The sequence below is a fragment of the Neobacillus cucumis genome, assembly GCF_002860255.1.
Taxonomy (GTDB): domain Bacteria; phylum Bacillota; class Bacilli; order Bacillales; family Cytobacillaceae; genus Neobacillus; species Neobacillus cucumis_A.
Map to the genome: position 1 here is coordinate 89,127 of NZ_PGVE01000042.1, position 23,688 is coordinate 112,814.

Here is a 23,688-nt window from a genome sequence, read left to right on the forward strand (position 1 = left end):
TGTTCGTAGCTGTTTTTAATAAAAAATAAATATTAGTTTCTTCAGTCTGTTTGTTTAGCGAATTCAATTGAAGATTAGGGTGGAACCTACTTATAGTCGTACAATCCCACCTCAACTCTCTTACATAATCCTTCTAAAAGGTTATTCAAATTTTTGCGGTATAAGATCTTTATCATCTATTTTAATATTATCGTACTCTTTTAAAAAGTCGACAAATGCTTGAACAGCCGACAGTGAAAGTGACCTTTCCCGGTACAGCAGCCATGTATTTCTTTTTAAAGGCTCTCTATTCTTCTTGGTTAATATTATTTTGTGAACATCGTCTTCTTTTTTTAAGCAAATTGATGGAAGAATGGCATAGCCTAAACCCATAAGGACCATTTCTTTACAAGTATCGATGCGGTCTACCTCCATTGTGACGGTAGGAGGCTGGTCAAAGGTCTCCTGCCACCAATTATCAATTAATGTTTTTTGGGTTTGGTCCGTTTCATAATTAACTCTGGGCAGGTTAGGTAATTCCTTTATATTTTTTATTTGTTTTTGCGATACTATTAACATAGGTTCTTCACGGAATAAATATTTTTCTTCCTGCCAGATATAATTTCCGCGGACAATACCAACATGAACCTCTTCTTTATGAAGCAGATGGTTTATTTCAGCACTCCAACCAGTTTTAACGTTAACTTCAACATTTGGATAATGATTAATGAATTCTTTTAGGATGGCTGGAAGTTCGTATCTTGCAAAGATACCGGAAACTCCAATTCTTAATACCCCTCTGATTTCCTTATCCATGTTCTGTACAAATTCTTTCGTGTTTCGAAGCTGCAAGATCATATTTCTTGCATATTGGGCTATATATTCACCTTGCGCCGTGAATTCTACACCTCTTTTTCCTCTCGCAACAATCATTGTACCAAATTCTCTTTCTAATTGCTGTAAGCGATAGGTTAATGCCGGTTGAGAAATATACAGTTTTTCTGCGGCTTTAGAAATATTTCTCTCCTGAAAGATGGTTTGGAGAATAACCCAATCTTTTTCATCCATTACAGCACTTACCTCCTTAACCATAAATTATATTTATAATTTTTTTGTAAATATACAAATTATTTCAATAATTAATACTATACTAAAAATATAAATATGAAAATATAAAATTACATTTTACTTTTTTTATACATAAACAATTAGTAGTTTACTGTTTATTCCTCTAAAATAAATAAAAAGCGATAAAATAATTTTTAAATTTCTCCAATATCTTTATCATAAAGAGATTTTATGGATGTTAATAAATAATCGATATTTTTTTTATTTTTTGAATTATGATAATTTTTATTTAACAACTTTGATAGACAAGTCAATGACAAAGACAGAAAGGGGAGGAATGAAAAAAACATGAAACAAAAGGGGAGGAATTGTCATGTATAAACCGGGACTTAACATAGCAAATCGAATGGATAGGTTACCTATTTCGTCTGTTCACAAGAAAATAATTATTGCTTTAGCTGTTGCCTACTTTTTTGAATTCGCAGACTTGAATACGTTTTCATACGCTGCACCTGCATTAGTAAAACAATGGCATTTACCTTTAAATACTATCGCAATTATTAACTCCAGTGCTTTTTTCGGAATGTTTATAGGAGCTACTGCAGGGGGATGGCTTGGAGATAAGGCGGGAAGAAAGAAATCGCTCATTATTTCGCTTGTACTGTTATCTTTATTCTCTGCTTTGAATGCGCTTTCGTGGGATATTTGGTCGCTTGCAATCTTCCGATTTGTAACAGGGATGGCATCTTCGTCTTTATTAGTTAATGCCAATACGTATATTATCGAATTCTTTCCAAAAGCTGTTCGCGGTAAATATCAAGGCTTGGCTGTTGCGATTGGAATCACGGGTATTCCGATTACTGGTTATATTTCCACTTGGTTAATACCTATGGCGGATTATGGATGGCGGCTCGTGTTTGTATGGGGGGCACTGGGGATCTTTGCGTTATTCGGAATAGTTAAATTGTTTGAATTACCCCGTTGGTATGAAATGAAAGGACAAGTAAGCAAAGCAAAAGAAACCTTGGAACAAATAGAAAAAATCGTGGCAGGTGAAAAAGGGCCCCTTGCTAAACCGGAGCCTGAAGTAATGATTGCTCCAGTTACTACAGGGAGAATGTCAGATATTTTCAAAGGGATTTACCTTAAACGTACGATTATACTTATTTGCGTTTGGATCCTTCAAACTATAGCCTTTTATGGCTTTGGGTCCTGGGTTCCAACATTATTAGTAAAACAAGGGATTGGAATTTCCCACTCTTTACTTTACAGTACTTTAATTACTTTAGGTGCTCCATTAGGATCATTAACTGGTGCAATGATCTCAGACCGCTTTGAGAGAAAAACAAATATTATTGTCTCTTGTTTCTTCATTGCAATTGCAGTATTTTTATTCGGAGCCACACTAAATCCTGTAATGATTGTTGTATTTGGCTTCCTTATTAACTATATCGAAAGAACCTTCTCATCGAATCTTTATACGTATACATCAGAACTTTATGGAACCGAGGTACGTTCCTTCGGACAAGGTTTAACTTACGGCATCGGAAGAGCATCTAATATAATCGGACCATTCATTATTAGTTTTATTTACACTGGGTACGGATATTTAAATGTATTTCTTCTGATTTCAATTGTGTGGGCTGCCACAGCAGTAGCAATATTCTTTGGGCCACGTACATCTAAGCGAAGTCTGGAAGAAATCAATGGAACCCAGTCGTTAAATACCTACTCAGCATCTTCCAATCTCTAATATTAATATTTTACTAATATCACAATTCCAAGAAAAGGAGCTAATTAGTTTTAGCTTCTTTTCTCTTTTTTTTACTAGCCGTCCGAATTTGATAGATTCCTTATTATCATAAAAATTTTCAATGGACTTTTATAAATTATTGATATTTTTTTTATTACAAAAATTATAATATGCTTATATTAAAGATTTTCATCATAAAAGGACCGATTTCATGGAGGGGATTTCAATGTGGATTATAACTGTTTATTCAAACGAAAAAGGCATTACAATGTATGAGTTTGATAGCGAAAAGGAAGCAAGAGAAGCATTACAGGATGTTAAGGGTTTTAAAATTCTTTCAGAGATTATTTATTTAAATGAACTATCTCCTGCTTTAGTAGCAGTTTAATATTTATGAAAAATATATTCAAACTATAGTTGCCTAGGAAGCTTTAGGGGGAATCCCTAAAGCTTTTTTGTCTTTTATAAAGATTAAAAAAGGTATTTACCATAAATTTTTTTAATGAACTTATATAAATTTCTAATATTTTTTTTATTGCAAAAATTATAATATGATCATTTTGTAGGCGGCAGCGGAAAGGCAGTTCTGAATACCGATATGTCAAAAAATTAACTCAAAATTAATCTACAAAATTTTAGATGGAGGTAAGTATATTGAATCTTAAAGAAAAGTCCTTGCAATTGCATAGGGAATATAACGGAAAATTAGAGATTAACGCAAAAATAGAGTTAAAAAGTAAGGAAGACTTATCTCTCATTTATACTCCAGGAGTAGCCGAAGCGTGCAAAGAGATTAATAAAGATAAGAATAATGCTTATGATTATACCATCAAAGGAACAACCATTGCTATGATTACCAATGGTACGGCTGTTTTAGGTCTGGGAAGTATCAGTCCGCTTGCAGGATTACCCGTACTGGAAGGGAAAGCATTGCTCCTCAAGGAATTTGGTAATGTGAATGCCTTTCCAATCTGTTTAGACAGTAATGATCCTGATGAAATTGTTAAAACCATCCAAATGATTGCTTCGGGGTTCGGCGGAATCCATCTTGAGGATATTAAAGCACCGGAATGTTTTTATATTGAAAAACAATTAAAAGAAACATTGGATATCCCCGTTTACCATGATGACCAGCATGGAACAGCAGTTGCTGTGTTAGCAGGATTATATAATGCCGTTAAATTTCTTAATAAGACCTTAAAAGAACTTAAGATTGTGATAAACGGCGCAGGCGCCTCAGGCATTGCCATTGCTAGAATCCTTTTGGCTGCAGGGGCAGAGCATATCGTATTATGTGATATCAACGGAGCTATTGTTGCAGGAGATCCAACGATTAATGATGCCCAAAAGGAAATTGCTAAATTGACTAATCAGGAATTTGAAACAGGCAACCTTCAAGACATCATCCAAAATAAAGATGTGTTTATCGGTGTCTCGGTAGAAAATGTTTTAACTAAAGAAATGGTACAAACCATGAATCAAAATAATATTATTTTTGCGCTGGCAAACCCAACTCCAGAGATAATGCCGGATGATGCGAAAGCTGGCGGCGCAAGAATCATTGCAACCGGTCGTTCGGATTTCCAAAATCAAATCAATAATTTGTTGGTTTTTCCGGGAATTTTTAAAGGTGCTTTGGAAGTGAGAGCTCAAGATATTACGGATGAAATGAAGTTAGCAGCGGCAAGAGCAATTGCTGATCTTGTTACCGATAAAGAACTTAACGAAAACTATATTATACCGGATGCTTTTGATAAGAGAGTGAGTCAGGTTGTCGCTAATGCTGTGAAAATGGTAGCCGAGTCGACTGGAATTGCGAAGTTAGTTGCAATCTAACAAAAAAGGTGAATATGCAATGTGTTATGTGAAATTGACTGAAAAGATTCTAACCCTTAAATCAAACGCAGAAATGGGTCAGCTGAAGGAATTTCTCAAAAAGCAGAATTTATCTCTGGATGCAGATGTTGAATATACAATTGCTATATTTGATGGTCAAAAAATGGTGGCGACAGGTTCACTTGGCGGTAGAATTCTAAAATGCATTGCTGTGGATGAGGAATATCAGAACATGGGGCTGTCAGCACAACTTGTCACCCATCTTGTCCATGAGGCCTATTCAAGAGGAAACACGCATCTTTTTATCTACACAAAGCCGAAAAACAGGAGCATATTTTCTGACTTGGGGTTTTTTCCAGTCTCCGAAGTTCCTTCAAAGGTCGTTCTAATGGAAAACCGCTCGGCAGGGATTAAAAACTATCTGAAACAAATCATCCAAGAGAAAGAACAAGTTATCCCTGATAAAGGGGGCAAGAATCGTGCAGGGGCTGTCATAGTAAATTGCAATCCGTTTACTTTAGGGCATCAGTACCTAATCGAGTATGCAGCGTCGAAATGCGAAACGCTCCATATTTTTGTTCTCCAGGAGGACAAGTCTAGTTTTCCTTCTGCAGTCAGATACAGGCTTGTAAAAGAAGGAGTTAAACACTTGGATAATGTTGTTGTTCATTCTGGAAAGGATTATATCATATCGGATGCAACTTTCCCATCGTACTTTATCAAAGAGTTCCACGATGTGGTCGAAACCCATGCGAGGCTGGACATAGACATATTTGCGAACTATATTGCACCGGCACTTGGAATAAAAAAAAGATTTGTTGGTGAGGAACCCTGCTGCAAGGTTACATCAACGTATAACTCGGTCATGCAGGAAATTCTCTCTGCCCGTGAAATAGAGGTACAGGTAATTCCAAGGGTGTTGTCTGAAACGCAACCGATTAGTGCTTCCAGAGTAAGGGATCTAATTCATGCAGGTAAGCTACACGAAGTGATGAAGCTGGTTCCTGAAACAACCTATCAATTTCTCCTCTCATCTGAGGCTAGGAGAATTATCCAGCGTATTCAGGCAAAGCATACAAAGACATTATTGAGAGGGTGATGAAAAATGTTGATGTTGCCAGAAAGAATAGAAATTTTGGATGTAGGAATTGCAGGGACGCTTGAGTCAAGCGATATCACCATTCAAATTGAAAAGAATGAAGGTAAAGGGATTGAACTTGAACTCAAAAGTACTGTCGCAAATCAGTTTGGCAAACAAATCAAAAAGGTGATTTTAGAGACATTATTAGAGTTAGGGGTAGAGAATGCATTAGTTATGGCGAATGATAAAGGGGCTTTAGATTGCACCATCCGGGCTAGAGTAAGGACGGCAGTAAGCAGGGCTGCCCATCATAATTGTTTTCCCTGGGGGGTGAAATAAGTGGGGCGTCTGAGAAGGAGTATGTTGTATGTACCAGGAAACAATCCAGGCATGATTAGGGACGCTCATATCTATGGATCGGACGCCATCATGTTTGACTTGGAAGATTCAGTTTGCCTTTATGAAAAAGACGCGGCGAGACTTTTAGTCTATGAAGCGCTAAGAACTTATGATTATGGACGAACGGAAGTTGTTGTCCGTGTAAATGGTTTAAATACACCTTATGGCAGAGGTGATTTTGAAGCTATGGTCAGAGCAAAGCCAGATACAATCCGGTTGCCCAAAACCGAGACACCAGAAGATGTAGTGGAAGCTGATCAATTAATAACACAGATTGAAAAGGAAAATGGTATCGAACTGGGAACTATCAAACTCATTGCGGCTGTTGAAAGCGCTTTGGGGGTCATTAATGCTTATAAAATTGCAATGGCGAGTTCGCGGCTAATTGGTATTGCGCTTGGAGCTGAGGATTTTGTAACTGACCTAAAAACCACAAGGTCCCCAGATGGGATTGAATTACTCGCTGCAAGGAGCCAAATCCTCTTTGCGGCACGGGCAGCCGGGATTGATGCTTTGGATACTGTTTTTTCTGATGTGAATGATGAAGAAGGATTTATCCGCGAAGCTAAACTTATCAAACAACTAGGGTTTGATGGAAAATCCCTTATTAATCCATGCCAAATTAATATTTTGCATCATATCTTTACGCCAACGGAAGATGAAATTCAGAAATCCATTCGGGTTATCGAAGCAGCGAAAGAAGCGGAGAAAAGAGGGTCGGGTGTTATAAGCATGGACGGTAAAATGGTTGACAAGCCGATCATCGAAAGAGCATACCGTCTCCTTAAACTGGCTGATGCTGTATATACAGAAAGTGTTGAGGAGGTGTGGCAATAATGTTTAATAGAGTTGGAAGAAAAATACCGGAAGAGATTTTTGGACTCGGAGCATTACCACTGTTTGATTCAAATGAATTGGTGAAAAATACACAGCGTTCTAAAGACCGCCTTAAGAATTCTGAACGAAATAAAATCCTTGATTCTATTGAAACAGCGATTCGTGAAACAGGCCTAAAAGATGGAATGACGATTTCCTTCCATCATCATTTCCGAAATGGTGATTATATCATTAATATGGTTCTCAATGCCATTTCACGTATGGGAATTAAGGACCTTGTTTTAGCACCAAGCTCTCTTTCCGGCATCCATGCACCATTGATTAATCATATCAAAAGCGGAGTAATTCGGAGGATTGAGACAAGCGGACTGCGAGGTGAATTAGCTGATGCTATTTCGAACGGCTTGATGGACATACCAATTGTGATCAATTCTCATGGCGGCAGGGCCAGGGCGATTGCCTCAGGAGAACTGCCAATTGATGTTGCCTTTTTAGGTGTGCCATCCTGTGACCCTGCCGGCAATGCCAATGGATATGCCAGGGATCATTCAGCGGCGTCAGAATGCGGTTCATTGGGATATGCCAAGGTTGATGCCCAACATGCCAAAAGAGTAGTTTTAATCACGGATCATTTGGTGGATTATCCTAATACACCTTTCGCTATTCCTGAGTCTCAGGTAGATTATATCGTGGTTGTGGATGCAATCGGTGATCCAAAAGGAATTATGTCAGGAGCAACCCGGTTTACCAAGAATCCGAAAGATTTGCTAATCGCTCAGAATGTAGCCGAAGTTATTGCGGCTTCAGGCTATTTCATAGACGGGTTTTCGCTGCAAACAGGGTCAGGAGGAGCTTCCCTGGCGGCAACAAGGTTTTTAAGAGAAAAGATGATTGCGAGAAATATCAAGGCGAGCTTCGCGTTGGGCGGGATTACAGGTCAGATGGTTGCTCTCCATGAGGAAGGCCTTATTAAAAGATTGCTAGATGTACAAGGCTTTGATCTTAAAGCAGATGAATCACTAAAAAATAATCGGTTTCACCAACAGATTGATGCTGAGTATTATGCAAGTCCGGATAATCCTGGAAGTGCAGTAAATCAATTAGATGTAACAGTATTAAGCGCATTAGAAATCGATCTTGATTTTAATGTGAACGTCATTACCGGGTCTGACGGAGTCATTCGCGGCGCCTCAGGCGGACACTGTGATTCAGCTGCGGGTGCAGCCTGCGCAATTATTGTCGCTCCACTCATAAGGGGCAGGATGCCAACTATTCTCGACAGGGTGCATACGGTAGTCACCCCGGGCTGCTCAATTGATGTATTGGTTACAGACCAAGGGATTGCTGTGAATCCTCGTAGGCAGGATTTGTATCATAGCCTAAAAAAAGCAAATCTGCCGGTTATGTCCATTGAAGCACTTATGGCAAAAGCTAGCCAAATAGTCGGAATTCCGGAACCAATCAAGGTAGAAGATAAGATTGTCGGTGTGGTTAAGTATCGGGATGGATCAGTGATTGATGTGATTCACCAGGTAAAGAAGGATTCTTAAAGATGACTGCAACCCAACTAATAACTCTTGAGCAATTATTAGAGGCTCGTGAGTTTAGGGCATCACATCAGAAGGAATTAATCGAGAAATACAGATTGCCATTGGTATCATTCACAGTGAATATGCCAGGTGAGAGTAAGAAAACGCCAGACAGTTCTATTATTTTCCGTGAGGGCTGCAATGCACTGGTTAAAAAACTCAAGGAGACCGATTGTGGATTGGAGTATTATGATTCCAAAAATCCAGATACTGGATTTGAGGCGTTCTTTGTGGTGAAAACAGATGAACGCTCTTTAAAAGCACTTATGCTTAAGATTGAGAATGAGCATCCACTTGGCCGGCTGTTTGATTTAGATGTCATAGGGGTTGATGGAAGGCCTATTTCGAGAGAAACCTTAGGTAATTCAAAACGTAAATGCCTGCTCTGTGAACAGGCTGCCCATATTTGCGCTCGGAACAGGGGACATACAGTAGAAACTCTCATTGAGAAGATCCATAGTATGGTTGATTCTTATATAAAAATTATATCTTAAGTTAGCTATGAAGGCCAAACTCCGATAAGCCCCCAGGGAGATTATGGGGTTTGGTCATATTTTTAATATGTTAGCAAGCTTGAAAGGAGAAAAAGATCAAACATGGAGGAATCCTGGATGCAAACCATTTCGCAAAAAGCGCTGCGTGCTTTACTTTATGAGGTTTCCGCTAGCCCCAAACCTGGGCTTGTTGACAGATTCAACAAAGGGGCACATACCGATATGGATTTCTTTACGTTTATAGACAGCAGCTCTGCACTGAGTAACTATTTCTCTTACTGTGTTGTTGAAGGCGTAAAGTACTCAGGGAAAAATCCTGAAGAACTGTTTCAAGCCTTAAGAGGCCTTGGGATTAATGCTGAAAAAGTGATGTTTGAGGCAACGGACGGTGTAAATACTCATAAAGGTCTAATTTTTTCCTTAGGTGTCATTTGTGCGGCAGCTTCTTGCAGTATGATGGAAAATGAATCCAAAAACATGGATATCGAGATAATCTGTGAGAAGGTTTCTCTAATGACTAAGGGTTTATGTTTAAGGGAACTAACTTTCTTGAACAAGTCCAAAGGTCTTACTTACGGGGAAAAACTTTTTCTGAAATATGGTCTGAGGGGTATACGTGGAGAAGTAGAAAGCGGCTTTGCTACCGTGCGGAATTACTCTCTTCCTGTAATAAGGAAATTAAAATCTTTAAAATCCTTTCATATCAACGATATTCTAGTGCAGGTACTCCTTCATTTAATGGCGGTAAACGAGGATACCAATATCGTTGCAAGACATGATTTAAAAACTCTGGAATATGTTCAACGTTATGCCCAACAGGTACTTGATTTAGGGGGGACGTTAACACCTCAAGGTATGGAGATGGTGTTTGAAATGGACAAGGAATTCATTGGAAGAAACATCAGTCCGGGAGGGTCAGCAGACCTTCTGGCAGTAACCGTTATGTTGGACCTTCTGTTAGAGGGATTACCTTTTTCTCGTTCAAGTATCCAGTGAAATTGTGTGGTATAAATAAAAAAGTACTATATAACTGCCCCCGAAAAACATGTACATATCCTTGTAAATTCTTCAGTCTTCCAAATTTGATTTACACTTAATTTATGTAAAATTCAAGAATCCTTTTATTTGAAACAAATATAAACTTTTTCTCTCTATCATAAAAGGTTTTTATGATAGGTAATAAACAATCAATATTTTTTTTATTCTTTATAGTATGATAACTTTTAAATATCAATTGAACCAAGTCAGATATTCCTTATTCAGCAGCACAAATCTCTAATACTTAAAAAACAATATTAGGTTGCCAGAATCATTTCATCTTTAAGTCGTTTGAGATGAATTAGTCAAAACTTAAACATAATATTTTTCTATATTTTAGTTATAAAAAAAATTCAATGGAGGTTAAAGTATGTTTGATTATGGTCAATTACACAAGATACCAACTGTTATTATGAGAGGCGGGACAAGTAAGGGGCTCATACTAAGAAGATCAGACCTCCCTGCAGATGAAACATTAAGGGATGGGGTCATCTTAAGGATTTATGGCAGTCCTGACAACAGCCAAATTGATGGTTTGGGAGGAGGAACCTCAACAACTAGTAAATTAGCAATTGTCGGTCCATCCTCTCTTCCTGATGCGCATATTGATTATACTTTTGGCCAGGTGAGCCTAGATCGCCAAGTGGTTGACTATAATGTAACCTGCGGAAATTTTGTCACTGCAGTAGGTCTGTATGCCGTCGAAGAAGGATATGTTCCATTAACTGAACCCATTACTTCCGTAAAAATATACAACACAAATACAAAAAAAATTATTGTTGCAGAAATACCTGTAAAAAATGGGCAAATTCAATATGAGGGGGGATTTTCAATTGCCGGTGTTCCTGGTTCATCGTCCAGAATCATGCTTAACTTTTTAGATGCGGGCGGAACCTTTACAGGAAAAACACTTCCTACCAATAGCCCAACAGATTTCATCAAGTTGGAGAATGGCCAGGAGTATGAGGTAAGTATTGTTGATTGTGTTAATACGCTGGTGTTTGTTCGGGCAGAAGATGTCGGGCAAACAGGAACAGAGCTTCCCAATGAAGTTAACGGGAATACTGTATTGCTTAATACCTTAGAGAAAATTCGTGTTAAAGCCGGGATTAAGATCGGCCTGATTAAAGAAGGCGAACATGTCTCTCCTTCAACCCATGCATTGCCGAAAATTGCGATGATTTCGAAGCCAAAAGAATATAAAACAGTCAATCAACAGCTTGTTAAACAAGAAGATGTTGATGTTCTTTCACGCTATATTACGATGGGATCTCTTCATAGCGCACATGCAGTGAGTGGGGCGATGGCTCTTGCAGCAGCTGCAAAAATTAATGGAACGATCCCTAATCAAATTGTTCTAAATACACATACTGGCATTAGTGTAGGGCATCCTTCAGGAACTTTATATGCCGATGCATCCGTAGATAAAATAGGAGAAGAATGGTTAGTGGCACAGGCTGGCAATGGCCGGACTGCAAGAAGGCTAATGGAAGGCTACGCCTATGTACCTACCTCCATTTTTGTTGGTAAGAAGGATGCCATGATGGCTTGATCAGTTTTCATATTAAGAAAAGGAGTATCCCTTCTTTTCTTTTTTGACCAGTAAATTAGAAATCTCTTTTTCTTTTGTAAACGCTTAACCAATTAGTTAGCTAAAAGGTTAATTTGAAAGGAGTTTTAAAATATGGAGACTGATGTTTTAGTAGTCGGCGGCGGGAACGCTGCCCTAAGTGCTGCACTGTCAGCTCGTGATCGAGGGGTAAAGGTGCTGGTCATTGAACGGGCTCCTAAATTTTATCGGGGCGGAAATAGCCGACTCACCCGGGATTATAGGGTGATGAATACACGTGAGAACAAGTATATGACAGGCACTTATCCTGAGGAAGAATTTATGGAGGATTTAAGGCGTGTTGCAGGAGGGGAAATAAATGAATCAATTGCAAGATTAGTTGTGCGTAAATCCGAAGAACTCCCGGACTGGCTTAACAAGCAGGGGATTCAATGGCAGCCGGCACTTTCCGGAACCCTTCATTTAGGAAGAACGAATATTTTTCAACTTGGCGGCGGCAAGGCTGTGATAAATTCATACTATCAAACCGCTAAGGTAAAAGGGGTAGAAGTCTGGTACGATTCAATGCTTGAAGATATAGAAATGAATGGCACTGAGTTCAAGGCTGCTAAAGTTCGCAGGAATAACGGGATCGAGACGATCAAAGCGAAAGCTATTATATTTGCTTCGGGCGGTTTTGAAGCAAATATAGAATGGCACAAACGTTACTGGGGAGAGGCTGCTGAGAATTTTATCATTCGTGGTACCCCATATAATCAAGGTAATGTTCTTGAAATGCTTCTTAATAAAGGTGCAGCACAGGTAGGAGAACCAGACGCGTTTCACGCCGTTGCGGTTGATGGCAGGGCACCAAAGTTTGACGGAGGAATTGTTACCCGTCTTGACAGTGTACCATTTGGGATTGTGGTAAATAAGAATGGTCAGAGGTTCTACGACGAGGGAGAAGATTTTTGGCCAAAACGATATGCTATTTGGGGTGGACTCATTGCCCGGCAGCCCAATCAAGTTGCATACTCGATTATTGACAGTAAGGCACTTGGAAAATTCATGCCTTCGGTATTCGAACCAATTTCTGCCGGATCAATCGAGGAATTGGCTGAAAAACTTGGTCTTAATCCTAAAGTAGTGGCTAAGACCGTTCATGACTTTAACAAGGCCGTTCGCCCAGGAACATTTAATCCAGCTGAGCTAGACAACTGTAAAACAGAAGGATTAACACCGTTAAAAAGCCATTGGGCGGTACGGATTGATAAGCCTCCATTTTATGCCTATCCACTGAAGACTGGGATTACATTTACCTACCTTGCGGTAGAAGTAAACGAACAGGCAAGGATCAAGTGGAAGGATAGACGCCTCTGTAACAATATGTTTGCAGCAGGAGAAATGGCAGCAGGTAATGTACTGCGCCGTGGGTATCTGGCTGGTTTTGGACTCACGATGGGCGCTGTTTTAGGGAGAATTGCAGGGGAGGAAGCAGCAAATGCAGTCAAAAGAGCTACTAGATGATGGAAAACGTCAAATGAAATTATGTAATGCCTGCCGTTATTGCGAAGGATACTGTGCTGTATGGCAATCGATAGAGTTGCGCCGGGATTTTACTGATAATGACATGACTTATTTGGCTAATTTGTGCCATGATTGCCGGGACTGCTATTATGCCTGTCCATTTACGACACCGCACGAGTTTGGCATTAATCCGCCAAAGTTGTTTGCTCAATTGCGCGAAGAAACATACCGAAAATATGCAAGCCCAAGAGTATTTGCCAAAGGACTCGGAGAAAAGCGCAGCGGCTTTTGGATCACATTTTTCTTTGCGATCATTTTAATGGTCGCATTAATTATAGGAACCAACGGAACTTCAGGACTTTTGAAGACGCATCTAGGAACAGGTGCATTCTATGAGTCTCTTTCTGAAGTTGTAATGATTGTTGTTTTCTTGGTATTAGGAATGTGGATGGTTGGTGGCTGGATTTTAGGAATGAGCAGATACTGGCAAGATATTAAGTCAACAAAATCAGAGAAAGTTATTGGAAAAGATTTTGTTACTGGTACAAAATATGCGTTAAGCCTTCGCTATCTTGGTGGAGAAGGATCAGGCTGTACGTATCCAACTGACGAACCTTCGACTACTCGCCGTAAGCTTCACCATTTTGTATCTTATGGATTTATGCTAGATTTAGCTTCAACAGCATTAGGCGCATTTTATGCACACGTTTTACACATTCCGGCTCCTTATCCTCTGTACCATCCAGTAGTAATTCTAGGGATCCTGGGTGGACTAGGAATCATTATTGGGGTTGTTGGACTATTGGCTCTTAAAGCCAAAAGTGACTCTGAAGTCCATGATAAAGGTGCTCAACAATCAGGAACTTCTTTTGCAGTTGTATTATTGACTGTTGCGGTAACTGGGATGATCTTGTTACTGGCTCGTGATACTGCTGCAATGGGGATTTTATTGGCAATCCATTTAGGCAGTGTTGCAGCTCTATTCTTTACAGCTCCATATACTAAATTTGCTCATTTCGTTTATCGTTATTTGGCACTAATTCGTTATGCACAAGAAGAAAGAATAGCAGCGGGTGCAGCACAAGAAGTAAAAACACAAAAACAACCTATTAAGCCTGGTGCAACAGTTATGAGTAAGCATTAATTAAAGGTTATATCTTTCAACGCAAGACATACCACAAATAGGCTTTAAAAAATAAACAAGTTATTTTTAAAATATAAAAATGAGAGGTTTCGTGTAATTAATAGCGAAGCCTTTTTGTGTACTAAGCAAATCGCTACATCGAAACGAATGACCAGACGGAAAATAATCAACAACTTCAAATTAAAACTGTTATAATCGAATTCACCTGACGACCTTGAGAGGGTTGTGGTCACTTGGATCAATAAGCTCATTGTCCCTTTGGATGACAAATGGAAGAAGAGGAGGTATGTATAAACCTCCTCAATTACTTACATTGAACGCTCTAAACAAACTGAACAAAAGATGACACTGTTTGTAATGTTTACAGCAAAACTCTTTAGAATTCTCGGGCAGGAAGGATGGCAGAGTTCAATAGACGACATAAAAAAGATGATTTCATCATATTTATCATCAATGAGAGGTTAAAGAGGTGAAAATATGTTTCGAATTGTTGGCAGAAGATTCATCTGGTTTCTGGTCGGAAGTACGGTCTTTGCTACCTTTATTGGATATGCCCTTTTTAAGGCTGGTCTCATAACTTTTCCGGATATCACCAAATCCCAAAGATCACTGAATATTAAAGATCAAAATCGAAATAGAAGAGTTGGTAGAATTCGAGTTACTTAGAGAGTTCTAAAGCATCACTGTGTACTTTTAGTTGCTCTTATAAAGAGAATTGCTTGGATATTGTTAACCAAAGATGATAATCGTTTTAGAACTAAAGCGATCATCATCTTTTTTTGTGTACAGGATAAGTGGCATGATAAACGGATAAAAACCAACGAAATGCATCAACTATGTATATACATTATCAGGAATATATAAAAGGAACGCCCCATTGCAACAACGCTCGTTAAACTCCTGGCTTATTGTTGATCTCCCTTAAAAGTAAATTCTCTTCTTGAAATTAGCTCGATAAAGCTATTGATTGTCTGGTTTTGGTTCTTACGTGTCAGTAAATAGGTGTGTGCAGACGGGAGAGAGAAGTATGGAAAAGGAATCCTATCGATATTTCCCTTCTCGACCTGGTCTTTCACTGTTGAGAGCGGAAGAAAGGATATGCCCATCCCCTCCTTAATCCATTCAACGGAAACGTGTACCTTGCTTACCTTCATGGTTCTAACATTAGATACGTGTTGTCGAAGTTGAAATAACAGATCATCCCAGTATAGCGGATGGTTATAGGTGAATAGTAAATTTTCATGAAAGATCTCGTTCGTACTTACCTCTCTTTCATTTTGTACACCAACGCCTTTTGGACCAACCAAAACAATTGGGTCGTTATATAGTTCAATGCTTTCCAATTGTTCCTGTATGCCGGGAATTCGGCCAATGCCGATGTCACACTCCTGATTGATCACGCTCGCTACTACTGATCTCGAATCCGTCACTTCAATTGAGAACTCTGTTTCTGGACTCACATTGCGAAACTCTCTAATCCAATTTGGAAGATAGGTTGTTGCAACTACCGTAGATACAGAGATTTTGATGGTTTCCTGGTAACCCTGAAGACGCCTTGCGACATATTCTATGCTCTCGTTGTAATTCTCCAAAATGGTTTTGGCGTACTGTAAGAATCCGCTTCCTGTTGGATTTAACCGAACTGATCTACCGACGCGGTCGAACAGCTGAGTTTCGAGCTCTTCTTCAATATTTTGAATATGAAGTGTGACCGTTGACTGGGCAACATGGAGTCTGTCCGCAGTTCTCCTGAAATTTCCCTCTTCTGCAGCTGTTATAAATGTATTTAGCCAGCTAAGTTCCAAAGTACCTCTCCTCCTTTCGACTACGATATTATCAGTTTTGATTGGATATGTCGATTAAAACATTCATAAATCTTCATTATGCATGAATGTTTTTTTATTCTATACTTGATTCAAGGCACAAACAGTGAGGGGCGCCGATCGACCTTTTCCTGCTATATAGTTTGTACGTAAACAAAAAAGTTAAAAGGATGGATGATGAATGAGAAAGATTTCTGTAGAACAGATTCGCGATGCCGTCTCTGTACTTTGCTGGGAGGCTTGCTATTACTTGCCGGAAGACATTGTGAATGGATTCCATAAGGCTTTGGAAACAGAACAGTCTCCGTTGGGAAAGTCGATTCTTGAGCAGTTAATTGAAAACGCTAACTTGGCTGCCAAAGAAGACAGACCTTACTGCCATGATACAGGGCTTACCGTTGTTTATGCGGAAGTAGGCCAGGAAGTGCACTTTGAGGGAGGAGACTTTGAAGCTGCGATTCATGATGGCATTCGAAAAGGCTATAAAGAGGGATACCTTCGTAATTCAGTCGTAGGGGATCCATTGCTTCGAATAAATACAAACGATAATACCCCGGGTGTGATCCACACCAGAATCGTTCCAGGTAACAAGATTAAATTAACGGTTCTGCCTAAGGGTGGCGGAAGTGAAAATATGAGTGCGATGAAATTCTTGCTCCCTGGAGAAGGAGTGGCAGGGGTGAAAAAATTTGTATTGGATACGATCGAAGCGGCTGGAGGAAGAGCATGTCCTCCTATCGTAGTGGGGGTAGGCGTTGGTGGAACCTTTGATAAGGTAACGGAGATTGCTAAGGAGGCCGTACTTCGTGAAATTGGCGTGCATCATCACGAACCGCATATTGCCCAGCTAGAAAAAGAATTACTCGAAGAGATTAACAAGCTGGGAATTGGTCCACAGGGATTGGGTGGTACGAATACGGCATTATGGGTAGCTGCTGAGACCTATGGATGCCATATTACGGCTCTTCCAGTAGCTGTGAATATCCAGTGCCATGCTGCACGTAAAAAATCTTATGTACTCTAAATTTGCAATAGGAAGGTGCTAATTAATGGCTAAAGTCTACTTACAAACACCTCTTACTATTGAGGATGTTTTAAATCTACACGCAGGGGATGAAATCTTTCTAAATGGAATTATTTATGTAGCCAGAGACGCTGCCCATAAGCGGTTTCTCGAACTGTTGGGCAAAAATCAACCACTTCCTGTTGATCTGAAAAACCATATCATCTTTTACGCTGGACCTACACCTCCTAAACCTGGTCAAGTGATTGGATCCATCGCTCCTACAACAGCCTCCCGCATGGACCCCTATGCACCGGCCATGTTTGAATACGGGGTTAAGGGGGTTATTGGAAAAGGACCGCGGGGTCAATCAGTGAAAGACGCATGCAAAGATCATCAAGCCATTTGTTTTTCTGCCGTTGGCGGTCTATCTGCGCTTTTAAGCGATAAAATCCAATCCGCAGAAGTTGTAGCATATGAAGATCTGGGCCCAGAGGCTGTCCGTCAACTTATTGTTAAGGATTTCCCAGTTATGGTTGTCTATGATACACATGGGGAGGACCTTTACGAACGGGAGATTGCTAAGTATAGAATAATAGAACGATAATATAACAACTTTACAGTGTTGCATTAAGATTAGCGTAGCGTTAGCATTAAAATGTGTTAAAGCTTTTCTTATGACCTTCATGAAAAACGCTGTTTTGAAACTTGTTTGATTTTTTCTAAGTTTAAACAACACTCAATAAACGGGATAAAAAAACACTTAATCAAATGATTCTTGGTTATAACATGTTAAAGAAATGGGGAATCTTCAATGAAACCAAAAGTAATTGTTTATAAAAAAGTCGATAAAAAAGTATTGGATTTTATTCAAGACACATTGGATGTAACCTATTTTGAGAAATTAGATTCACAAACGTATCCTGTATTTCTTGAAGAACTGAAAGAGGCACAAGGCATATTGGGATCCAAGCTTAAAGTCGATCAAGAACTGTTAGGACAAGCACCTAATTTAAAAATTGTGTGTAATACATCTGTTGGTTATGACAATCTTGATTTATCTGCATTGGCAGAACATGGAGTAATGGCTACAAATACTCCGGATATTTTGAATGATACAGTGGCAGATACTATTTTTGGGTTAATTCTATCTTCAGCAAGAAGGGTTCCTGAGTTAGATCAATGGGTAAAAACAGGACAATGGAAATCTGACCTCGAAGAAAAATGGTTTGGAGTCGATGTGCACCATAAAGTATTAGGGATTATTGGTATGGGAAGAGTAGGGACAGCGATAGCCAAAAGAGCTTACTGTGGGTTTGATATGGAAATTTTATATCACAACCGTTCGCGGAATGAGGAAGCGGAACAGAAATACAATGCAACCTATTGTTCATTGGATGATCTCTTAAAACAGTCTGATTTTGTTTGTTTGATGACGCCTTTAACTCCCGAGACTGAAAAGTTAATCGGGAAAAGGGAATTCGAGTTGATGAAAGAGACCGCCATTTTTATTAATGGGTCAAGAGGAAAAACAGTTGACGAACAAGCCTTAATCCATGCACTAAAAACAAGGGGAATTCTTGGAGCAGGGCTAGATGTTTTTGTTCAAGAACCGATTGAAAAGGATCATCCTTTCCTCGCTATGGATAATGTGGTGACACTGCCCCATATCGGCTCTGCCACCTATGAAACTCGGTTTAAAATGGACATGATGGCAGCTGTTAACTTAGTAGCTGGACTCCAGGGAGAAGTACCGCCAAACTTAATAAAAGTAAAGTGAATGATATGATCGTTTTTATAGAATCAAAATATAGATACAGTCGACTGAATACCGACGATTGATTTCTCGAATTACAATATAGAACAGTGAGGAGATTGACGATGAAAACATTAAAGATTGCTAACATCCCTGGAGACGGAATTGGTAAAGAGGTAGTTCCAGCAGCAACAGAAATTTTGAAAACGTTATCGGACATTCATGGAGGATTAAGGTTTGAGTTTACTAGCTTTCCTTGGAGCTGTGAGTACTATCTCGAACATGGTAAAATGATGCCGGAAGATGGCCTTGAGAGATTAAAAGATTTTGATAGTATTTTTTTAGGAGCAGTAGGTAACTTAAAGCTTGTTCCTGATCATGTTTCATTATGGGGCCTTCTAATTAAAATCCGTCGTGAATTTGAGCAAGTAATTAATATTCGTCCAGCAAAAGTAATTGATGGTGTTAGGTCTCCTCTATTAAATCCAAAAGACTTTGACTTAATTGTAGTTCGAGAGAATAGTGAAGGTGAATATAGCTCGGTTGGAGGAAAGATATTTCAAGGTGAAGATGAAATAGCCATTCAGAATGCAATTTTTTCAAGAAAAGGGACAGAAAGGGCCATGCGTTATGCTTTTGAATTAGCAAAAAAGCGTAGAAAACATGTAACTAGCGCAACAAAATCAAACGGAATCTTTCATTCTATGCCTTTTTGGGATCATGTGTTTGAAGAAGTATCAAAGGATTATCCAGAAATAAATACAGACTCACAACATATCGATGCTTTATCTGCATTTTTCGTTACCCGTCCGGAAAGATTTGATGTAATTGTTGCAAGTAATTTGTTTGGAGATATTTTGACAGATTTAGGTGCTGCTATCATGGGTAGCGTCGGAATTGCTCCAGCGGCGAACATCAATGTAAATGGAAAATTTCCTTCCATGTTTGAACCTGTTCATGGCTCAGCTCCAGACATTGTTGGTAAAGGTATTGCAAACCCGATTGGACAGATTTGGACTGCAAAAATGATGTTAGATCACTACGGTGAAGAAGAACTTGGCGGCATATTATTGAATGTTATCGAAAGCGTAACAAGAGATGGAATTTTAACACCGGACATTGGTGGGAAGTACACGACAAAAGGGGTTACGGATGAAATCAATACCCGTCTTAAAGCTATCGATAAAAAGGGAAATAATGCAGAATTCATTATCAAATGATTTTTTCAGCCGCGGTTCATTCACCAAAAAAGTAATCAAAAAGAGACAAAACGAGACAGTTGTATCGTTTTGTCTCTTTTTTTGTACCGTAATGTCGTTAAAGCCTCGGGAATGTTGCTTCCGTTTCTTGGCACGGTTCTTGCATTAATAAAGTTGTAATGAATTTTTCCAGGGAGGCTGAAAAAATGAGAACAATGGATAGTAAAGATGTAGCGTTAACAAAGGAAAAAGCACAATGGATGTATCAAAAAATGCTAGAAATCCGTTATTTTGAGGACAGAGTGCATGAGTTATTTGCACAGGGAATCCTGCCAGGATTTGTTCATTTATACGCTGGGGAAGAAGCCATTGCTGTGGGCGTTTGTGCCCATTTAACCGATAAAGATAGTATAACAAGCACCCATCGCGGCCACGGTCATTGTATTGCCAAAGGCTGTGATTTAAATGGAATGATGGCGGAAATCTACGGGAAAGTAACTGGATTATGCAAAGGAAAGGGAGGATCCATGCATATCGCCGATCTTGATAAAGGGATGCTGGGTGCCAATGGAATTGTCGGAGGCGGCTTCCCCCTCGCATGCGGTTCTGCCTTAACAGCGAAGTATAAAAAAACTGGAGATGTTAGCGTTTGCTTCTTTGGGGATGGCGCCCAAAACCATGGGACTTTCCATGAGGGAATTAATCTTGCAGCCATTTGGAATCTTCCAGTCGTTTTTGTTGCCGAAAATAACGGCTATGCAGAAGCCACTCCATTTACCTACGCGTCCAGCTGTAAATCCATTGTCGATCGGGCGATTGGCTATAATATCCCTGGTATTAAAGTGGATGGAAAAGATGTACTCGCAGTCTACCAAGCTGCAGAAGAAGCTATCGCGAGGGCACGCCGCGGGGAAGGTCCAACACTAATTGAATGTGTAACGTATCGAAATTATGGCCATTTCGAAGGAGATGCCCAAAAATACAAAACAGAGCAAGACAAGGTCGAACATAAAACGGATAAAGATGCGATTCTACTGTATAGAAATCACTTGTTAAACCAGGGGCTATTACCTGAAAACGAAATAACCAATTTAGAAAATTCAGTTGAAGAAGCGGTTAATCAAGCTGTGAAATTCAGTGAAGAAAGTGCGTACCCAAGTCCTTCAGAATTGTTAACTGATGTATACGTGTCTTATTAAAATTGAGGACCCTGCAAAAGGTGGATCAAAAAGGACGGCCTATAGGAGCAGCCCGAATTTGTAAGTTTAGAAATCAGTAATATTATTCGGATTGACTAATTAAAGGGAGGAATTCGATTATGACAAGGAAATTAAGTATGTCAGCGGCGATTAATGAGGCAATGAAATTTGCCATGCGTAAGGACGAAAATGTCATTTTATTAGGTGAGGACGTGGCCGGCGGGGCTGAAGTGGATCACTTACAGGATGAAGATGCATGGGGCGGAGTTCTCGGGGTCACGAAAGGGCTTGTTCAGGAGTTTGGACGGGAAAGAATTTTGGATACCCCTATTACAGAAGCCGGTTATATGGGCGCAGCGATGGCGGCGGCATCAACCGGTCTAAGGCCAATTGCTGAATTAATGTTTAACGACTTTATTGGTAGCTGTTTAGATGAAGTATTAAATCAAGGGGCAAAGTTCCGCTATATGTTCGGGGGCAAGGCACAGGTTCCAGTTACAATCCGAACCATGCATGGTGCCGGATTTAGAGCAGCGGCCCAGCACTCTCAAAGTTTATATGCACTGTTTACTGCGATTCCAGGTGTGAAAGTGGTTGTCCCATCCACACCTTATGAAGCAAAAGGACTATTACTCGCTGCGATCGAAGATAATGATCCTGTCATCTTTTTTGAGGATAAAACACTCTATAATATGACAGGCGATGTTCCAGAAGGCTATTATACGATTCCAATTGGAAAAGCAGATATTAAACGGAATGGGTCAGATGTAACCATTGTAGCGGTTGGCAAGATGGTACATACCGCATTGGAAGCTGCCGAGCAACTTTCAGTAAAAGGAATTGAAGTGGAAGTCGTTGATCCGCGCAGCTTGTCACCTATGGATGAAGAAACGATTCTTTCCTCCGTAGCAAAAACCAACCGTTTAATCGTTATCGATGAAGCAAATCCGAGATGCAGTATTGCTACAGATATCGCAGCACTTGTTGCCGATAAAGGATTCGACACACTTGATGCCCCAATTAAACGAATTACGGCACCGCACACTCCTGTACCTTTCTCACCTGTGCTTGAGGATATTTATCTGCCTAAGGTAGAAACAGTGGTCAAAGTGGCAGCAGAACTAGTAGGTGCACCCCTGGAAGTATAAATCAGAGAGCGGGAAGGAGAGATAGACATGGCGGTAGAAGTGGTGATGCCGAAATTGGGAATGGCCATGAAAGAAGGCACTGTATCGATATGGAATAAAGGAGTCGGAGACCCTGTCGAAAAGGGTGAGCCGATTGCAAGCGTCAGTTCAGAAAAAATTGAAATTGATGTGGAATCTCCTGCGGAGGGAACAGTATTGAAAATTGCTGTTCCCGAAGGAGAAGGGGTTCCGCCTGGGACTGTGATTTGTTATATCGGACTCCCGGGTGAAGAAGTAGCTGCTGCGTTGGCAGTCGAAGAAGACCAAAAACCTGAAGTGGAAAATGCCACATCTGTAAATGAACAGACGGAGCCTATCACTTCAGTAAGGACGGCTCGGAATCGCGTGAAAATTTCCCCAGTCGCAAGGAAAATCGCGGAAGCAGCCAATCTTACTATTGAAAATATCAAAGGAACGGGTCCTGGAGGAAGAATAACAAAGGAAGATGTAGAGGCAGCCATAAAGAATTCAGCTTCGCCACAGGCTGAGGAGAAAAAAGAAACATTCGAAACTCATGTGAAGCCATTAGAGGAGACTCAGCAAATCCCGGTCAGCGGAATCCGAAAAGTGATTGCTCGACGCATGTACGACAGCCTGCAAAAAACAGCACAGCTAACGATTAACATGAAGGCCGATGTAACGGATTTAATGGCTTTACAAAAGCAAATAGCCCAAACCGTACAAAATCATTATGATCAAAAATTAACGGTGACCGACTTTATTGCTCGTGCCGTTGTGCTCTCACTACAGAAGCACGGGGAAATGAATAGTGCGTATTTGGACGATAAAATTCATTTGTTCAAGAGTGTTCATCTTGGCATGGCTGTTGCGCTTGAAAAAGGGTTAGTGGTTCCAGTCATCCGTGATGCTGATAAATGTTCTCTTATTGATTTGTCTCGAAACATTAAAACCATAGCACAAAAAGCAAGACAAGCTCAGCTTAATCTCGAGGAAATGCAAGGTTCCACGTTTACGATTAGTAATCTCGGGTCCTACGGTGTTGAGCATTTCACACCAGTCTTAAATCCACCTGAAACAGGGATTCTTGGTGTCGGCGCTGTTTATGATACCCCAACCTATATTGGTGAAAATTTAGAAAGAAGAAGCATTCTTCCGCTCAGTCTGACATTTGACCACCGTGTACTTGATGGCGCCCCAGCTGCAGCATTTTTACAAACGGTCAAGCAGTATTTAGAAGAGCCGATAACCATGCTTTTATAGAAAGAA

At 39.9% G+C, this 23,688-nt stretch carries 22 protein-coding genes; 20 read left to right on the top strand and 2 right to left on the bottom strand.

Annotation, left to right across the window (positions count from 1 at the left end; all coding sequences use genetic code 11):
- Nucleotides 1-141: 141 nt before the first annotated feature.
- On the bottom strand, nucleotides 142-1,047 hold the full coding sequence (locus CVD27_RS11100) for a LysR family transcriptional regulator (RefSeq protein ID WP_101647972.1): 906 nt from the start codon (nucleotides 1,045-1,047) through the stop codon (nucleotides 142-144).
- A gap of 373 nt (nucleotides 1,048-1,420) precedes the next feature.
- On the opposite strand from CVD27_RS11100, the gene CVD27_RS11105 reads away from it, so the two are divergent.
- The 13 genes from CVD27_RS11105 (at nucleotide 1,421) to CVD27_RS11160 (ending at nucleotide 14,960) form a co-directional block, all read left to right on the top strand.
- Nucleotides 1,421-2,800, top strand: a complete 1,380-nt coding sequence (locus tag CVD27_RS11105; protein ID WP_101647973.1) for an MFS transporter — start codon at nucleotides 1,421-1,423, stop codon at nucleotides 2,798-2,800.
- Between the two features lie 226 nt (nucleotides 2,801-3,026).
- Nucleotides 3,027-3,188 carry a hypothetical protein gene (locus CVD27_RS28030; protein WP_180960229.1) on the top strand — a complete coding sequence of 54 codons (162 nt, stop codon included), beginning with the start codon at nucleotides 3,027-3,029 and terminating at the stop codon, nucleotides 3,186-3,188.
- 251 nt (nucleotides 3,189-3,439) lie between these two features.
- On the top strand, nucleotides 3,440-4,636 hold the full coding sequence (locus CVD27_RS11110; RefSeq protein WP_374703068.1) for an NAD(P)-dependent malic enzyme: 1,197 nt from the start codon (nucleotides 3,440-3,442) through the stop codon (nucleotides 4,634-4,636).
- Between the two features lie 28 nt (nucleotides 4,637-4,664).
- Entirely contained in the window at nucleotides 4,665-5,735 is a 1,071-nt protein-coding gene (gene citC / locus CVD27_RS11115) for a [citrate (pro-3S)-lyase] ligase (RefSeq protein WP_374703069.1), read from the top strand.
- A gap of 6 nt (nucleotides 5,736-5,741) precedes the next feature.
- Complete coding sequence (gene citD, locus CVD27_RS11120) at nucleotides 5,742-6,056, top strand: citrate lyase acyl carrier protein (RefSeq protein ID WP_257984330.1); 315 nt, start codon at nucleotides 5,742-5,744, stop codon at nucleotides 6,054-6,056.
- Nucleotides 6,057-6,953, top strand: coding sequence for a citrate (pro-3S)-lyase subunit beta (gene citE, locus CVD27_RS11125; RefSeq protein ID WP_101647976.1), 897 nt, complete (start codon nucleotides 6,057-6,059; stop codon nucleotides 6,951-6,953). It abuts the gene before it with no gap.
- Nucleotides 6,953-8,503, top strand: coding sequence for a citrate lyase subunit alpha (gene citF, locus CVD27_RS11130; protein WP_101647977.1), 1,551 nt, complete (start codon nucleotides 6,953-6,955; stop codon nucleotides 8,501-8,503). Before citE ends, citF begins: the two co-directional genes overlap by 1 nt.
- 2 nt (nucleotides 8,504-8,505) lie before the next feature.
- Nucleotides 8,506-9,036 carry a citrate lyase holo-[acyl-carrier protein] synthase gene (gene citX, locus CVD27_RS11135; protein WP_101647978.1) on the top strand — a complete coding sequence of 177 codons (531 nt, stop codon included), beginning with the start codon at nucleotides 8,506-8,508 and terminating at the stop codon, nucleotides 9,034-9,036.
- Between the two features lie 117 nt (nucleotides 9,037-9,153).
- Nucleotides 9,154-10,032, top strand: a complete 879-nt coding sequence (gene citG / locus CVD27_RS11140; RefSeq protein ID WP_257984331.1) for a triphosphoribosyl-dephospho-CoA synthase CitG — start codon at nucleotides 9,154-9,156, stop codon at nucleotides 10,030-10,032.
- 412 nt (nucleotides 10,033-10,444) lie between these two features.
- Complete coding sequence (locus CVD27_RS11145) at nucleotides 10,445-11,626, top strand: 2-methylaconitate cis-trans isomerase PrpF family protein (protein ID WP_101647980.1); 1,182 nt, start codon at nucleotides 10,445-10,447, stop codon at nucleotides 11,624-11,626.
- Between the two features lie 132 nt (nucleotides 11,627-11,758).
- The gene (tcuA, locus tag CVD27_RS11150; RefSeq protein WP_101647981.1) at nucleotides 11,759-13,150 is read left to right on the top strand and encodes an FAD-dependent tricarballylate dehydrogenase TcuA; all 1,392 of its coding nucleotides are present in this window, start codon (nucleotides 11,759-11,761) and stop codon (nucleotides 13,148-13,150) included.
- Nucleotides 13,125-14,294 carry a tricarballylate utilization 4Fe-4S protein TcuB gene (tcuB, locus tag CVD27_RS11155; protein WP_101647982.1) on the top strand — a complete coding sequence of 390 codons (1,170 nt, stop codon included), beginning with the start codon at nucleotides 13,125-13,127 and terminating at the stop codon, nucleotides 14,292-14,294. The genes tcuA and tcuB overlap by 26 nt, the downstream gene beginning before the upstream one ends.
- 477 nt (nucleotides 14,295-14,771) lie before the next feature.
- Nucleotides 14,772-14,960, top strand: a complete 189-nt coding sequence (locus CVD27_RS11160; protein ID WP_101647983.1) for a hypothetical protein — start codon at nucleotides 14,772-14,774, stop codon at nucleotides 14,958-14,960.
- Between the two features lie 239 nt (nucleotides 14,961-15,199).
- On the opposite strand, the gene CVD27_RS11165 is transcribed toward CVD27_RS11160, so the two are convergent.
- Nucleotides 15,200-16,099, bottom strand: a complete 900-nt coding sequence (locus tag CVD27_RS11165; protein ID WP_101647984.1) for a LysR family transcriptional regulator — start codon at nucleotides 16,097-16,099, stop codon at nucleotides 15,200-15,202.
- Nucleotides 16,100-16,298: 199 nt separating this feature from the next.
- On the opposite strand from CVD27_RS11165, the gene CVD27_RS11170 reads away from it, so the two are divergent.
- The 7 genes from CVD27_RS11170 (at nucleotide 16,299) to CVD27_RS11200 (ending at nucleotide 23,682) form a co-directional block, all read left to right on the top strand.
- Nucleotides 16,299-17,141 carry a fumarate hydratase gene (locus CVD27_RS11170; protein ID WP_101647985.1) on the top strand — a complete coding sequence of 281 codons (843 nt, stop codon included), beginning with the start codon at nucleotides 16,299-16,301 and terminating at the stop codon, nucleotides 17,139-17,141.
- A gap of 25 nt (nucleotides 17,142-17,166) precedes the next feature.
- Nucleotides 17,167-17,727: a FumA C-terminus/TtdB family hydratase beta subunit gene (locus CVD27_RS11175; RefSeq protein ID WP_101647986.1), complete on the top strand. Its 561-nt coding sequence runs from the start codon at nucleotides 17,167-17,169 to the stop codon at nucleotides 17,725-17,727.
- Nucleotides 17,728-17,934: 207 nt separating this feature from the next.
- On the top strand, nucleotides 17,935-18,900 hold the full coding sequence (locus tag CVD27_RS11180) for a 2-hydroxyacid dehydrogenase (RefSeq protein ID WP_101647987.1): 966 nt from the start codon (nucleotides 17,935-17,937) through the stop codon (nucleotides 18,898-18,900).
- Between the two features lie 101 nt (nucleotides 18,901-19,001).
- Nucleotides 19,002-20,096, top strand: a complete 1,095-nt coding sequence (locus CVD27_RS11185) for a tartrate dehydrogenase (protein WP_101647988.1) — start codon at nucleotides 19,002-19,004, stop codon at nucleotides 20,094-20,096.
- Nucleotides 20,097-20,281: 185 nt separating this feature from the next.
- Nucleotides 20,282-21,274 carry a thiamine pyrophosphate-dependent dehydrogenase E1 component subunit alpha gene (locus CVD27_RS11190; protein ID WP_101647989.1) on the top strand — a complete coding sequence of 331 codons (993 nt, stop codon included), beginning with the start codon at nucleotides 20,282-20,284 and terminating at the stop codon, nucleotides 21,272-21,274.
- A gap of 119 nt (nucleotides 21,275-21,393) precedes the next feature.
- The gene (locus CVD27_RS11195) at nucleotides 21,394-22,422 is read left to right on the top strand and encodes an alpha-ketoacid dehydrogenase subunit beta (protein WP_101647990.1); all 1,029 of its coding nucleotides are present in this window, start codon (nucleotides 21,394-21,396) and stop codon (nucleotides 22,420-22,422) included.
- A 27-nt stretch (nucleotides 22,423-22,449) separates the two neighbouring features.
- The gene (locus tag CVD27_RS11200) at nucleotides 22,450-23,682 is read left to right on the top strand and encodes a dihydrolipoamide acetyltransferase family protein (RefSeq protein WP_101647991.1); all 1,233 of its coding nucleotides are present in this window, start codon (nucleotides 22,450-22,452) and stop codon (nucleotides 23,680-23,682) included.
- The last annotated feature ends 6 nt before the right edge of the window (nucleotides 23,683-23,688 follow it).

Coding starts and splice junctions, on each gene's coding strand:
- CVD27_RS11100 (WP_101647972.1), bottom strand. CDS start 1,047: ATGGATGAAAAAGATTGGGTTATTCTCCAAACCATCTTTCAGGAGAGA.
- CVD27_RS11105 (WP_101647973.1), top strand. CDS start 1,421: ATGTATAAACCGGGACTTAACATAGCAAATCGAATGGATAGGTTACCT.
- CVD27_RS28030 (WP_180960229.1), top strand. CDS start 3,027: ATGTGGATTATAACTGTTTATTCAAACGAAAAAGGCATTACAATGTAT.
- CVD27_RS11110 (WP_374703068.1), top strand. CDS start 3,440: ATGGAGGTAAGTATATTGAATCTTAAAGAAAAGTCCTTGCAATTGCAT.
- citD (WP_257984330.1), top strand. CDS start 5,742: ATGTTGATGTTGCCAGAAAGAATAGAAATTTTGGATGTAGGAATTGCA.
- citF (WP_101647977.1), top strand. CDS start 6,953: ATGTTTAATAGAGTTGGAAGAAAAATACCGGAAGAGATTTTTGGACTC.
- citX (WP_101647978.1), top strand. CDS start 8,506: ATGACTGCAACCCAACTAATAACTCTTGAGCAATTATTAGAGGCTCGT.
- citG (WP_257984331.1), top strand. CDS start 9,154: ATGCAAACCATTTCGCAAAAAGCGCTGCGTGCTTTACTTTATGAGGTT.
- CVD27_RS11145 (WP_101647980.1), top strand. CDS start 10,445: ATGTTTGATTATGGTCAATTACACAAGATACCAACTGTTATTATGAGA.
- tcuA (WP_101647981.1), top strand. CDS start 11,759: ATGGAGACTGATGTTTTAGTAGTCGGCGGCGGGAACGCTGCCCTAAGT.
- tcuB (WP_101647982.1), top strand. CDS start 13,125: ATGCAGTCAAAAGAGCTACTAGATGATGGAAAACGTCAAATGAAATTA.
- CVD27_RS11160 (WP_101647983.1), top strand. CDS start 14,772: ATGTTTCGAATTGTTGGCAGAAGATTCATCTGGTTTCTGGTCGGAAGT.
- CVD27_RS11170 (WP_101647985.1), top strand. CDS start 16,299: ATGAGAAAGATTTCTGTAGAACAGATTCGCGATGCCGTCTCTGTACTT.
- CVD27_RS11175 (WP_101647986.1), top strand. CDS start 17,167: ATGGCTAAAGTCTACTTACAAACACCTCTTACTATTGAGGATGTTTTA.
- CVD27_RS11180 (WP_101647987.1), top strand. CDS start 17,935: ATGAAACCAAAAGTAATTGTTTATAAAAAAGTCGATAAAAAAGTATTG.
- CVD27_RS11185 (WP_101647988.1), top strand. CDS start 19,002: ATGAAAACATTAAAGATTGCTAACATCCCTGGAGACGGAATTGGTAAA.
- CVD27_RS11190 (WP_101647989.1), top strand. CDS start 20,282: ATGAGAACAATGGATAGTAAAGATGTAGCGTTAACAAAGGAAAAAGCA.
- CVD27_RS11195 (WP_101647990.1), top strand. CDS start 21,394: ATGACAAGGAAATTAAGTATGTCAGCGGCGATTAATGAGGCAATGAAA.
- CVD27_RS11200 (WP_101647991.1), top strand. CDS start 22,450: ATGGCGGTAGAAGTGGTGATGCCGAAATTGGGAATGGCCATGAAAGAA.